Origin of the sequence: Peterkaempfera griseoplana, assembly GCF_001418575.1 — a bacterium.
In the GTDB taxonomy this organism is placed as follows: Bacteria; Actinomycetota; Actinomycetes; order Streptomycetales; family Streptomycetaceae; genus Peterkaempfera; species Peterkaempfera griseoplana.
The window spans coordinates 1-1,378 of record NZ_LIQR01000768.1 but is presented as its reverse complement, the minus strand read 5'-3'; the positions used below and the strand labels follow the sequence as shown (position 1 = coordinate 1,378).

Sequence of the window (1,378 nt, the reverse complement as noted above, 5' to 3'; positions counted from 1 at the left end):
GGGTGGGTGTCGGTCCACTGCTCGGCGCAGACCTTGTGGACGGGCTTGCCGCGGTCCGAGCGCAGGTTCGTGGGCTTCTCGCAGAGGCCGCAGGGTTCGGGCTTGGGAGACCAGTGCTTGGCGTCGCGCCAGTCGAGGAGGGCCACGGCGGTCACTTCCCGGCCGGGGCGAGGGTGGGGCGGCGGGCGGGGACGCTGCCGAGGCCGGAGCAGGCGCGGCAAACGACCGTGATCGTGGGGAGGGTGCCGTCTGGGCAGCGGGCGCCGATGCTCACGGCGGCGGAGGCGTGGCCGTCGCAGTCCGGGCAGACGCGGACCGGGGCAGGCGTGATCTGGGGCATGATGAAGGTCCCTTCTGGGCCGTTGGGTTCGGATGGGGCTGGGCCTGCCGGGGCGGTGGGATGCTTGGCGGCTACGTGCCGCCCCGGCGGGCAGGTCAGCGGCGGCGGGTGCGGCCGTTGGGCTTGGCCGCGTACATCGCGCCGTCGGCGGCGGCGAGGGCGTCCGTCAGGCAGGGCACCGGCAGGTCAGCCACCGGCACGGCGCCGATTGAGGCGGACAGCGGCAGCCACTCCCCGACGTGCAGGACCGGCTCACGCAGTGACGCGCGCAGGGCCGGGAGACGGTCGGCGGAGTCCAGGACGGCGGCGGCGAACTCGTCACCACCCAGGCGGGCGGCGATCCCGGTCCGGCCGACCCAGGTGGCGAGCCGTTCGGCGGCGGCGGCGAGGACGGCGTCCCCGGCGGCGTGGCCGTAGGTGTCGTTCGTGTGCTTGAAGTCGTCCAGGTCGACCAGCAGGACGAGGGTGCGGCCGGGGCGGGTGCGGACAAGGTGGGCGGCGCGGGTGGTGAAGCCGTCGCGGGTGTGGAGGCCGGTCAGCGGGTCGCGGCGGGCGGTGGCCAGGCGGCGGGCCAGGACGGTGCTGTGGGCAGTCCAGCCGAGCAGCGGGACGCCGGCGGCGGCAAGGAGCGGTTCGAGGTGCACGGGATCGGTCCCTTCACGGGCAGGGGCTGAGGGTCGCGGGGCGGCGGGATGCTGGCGGCTACGTGGTCGCCCCGGCGGCAGGTCAGCGGCGTGGGTAGGTGCGCTGGCCGTTGATCAGGGAGCGCAGGACCACGGCGACCACGGCAACGGAGACCGAGGCGACAGCGAGGGCGAGCAGGAGCGCGGTCAGCACGGTGACCAGGGCGGCGACCCCGGCCACGGCAGCGGCGCTGGCGGCGACGTACGGGGCGACCGACCGGCGGGGCACCGGAGCCGGGGCGTAGACGATCGTGGGCGGCGCGTAGGCGGCCGGGGCGGCGCCGTGGTGGCAGGTGCAGGCCGGGGCCGTCGCCGGGGTGGGCTGTGCGGCGGTGGTGATCAGGTGGACGGGGTC

The 1,378-nt window shown here is 76.2% G+C and carries 3 protein-coding genes; all 3 read right to left on the bottom strand.

Translation table 11 applies throughout. From position 1 onward, the window contains the following. Positions 1-151: 151 nt before the first annotated feature. The gene (locus AOK09_RS36605) at positions 152-340 is read right to left on the bottom strand and encodes a hypothetical protein (protein WP_055591472.1); all 189 of its coding nucleotides are present in this window, start codon (positions 338-340) and stop codon (positions 152-154) included. A gap of 95 nt (positions 341-435) precedes the next feature. Beyond that, the gene (locus AOK09_RS36600) at positions 436-984 is read right to left on the bottom strand and encodes a GGDEF domain-containing protein (RefSeq protein ID WP_055591471.1); all 549 of its coding nucleotides are present in this window, start codon (positions 982-984) and stop codon (positions 436-438) included. 82 nt (positions 985-1,066) lie between these two features. After that, the coding region (locus tag AOK09_RS36595; protein WP_407675464.1) for a hypothetical protein at positions 1,067-1,378 on the bottom strand (312 nt) is incomplete at its 5' end.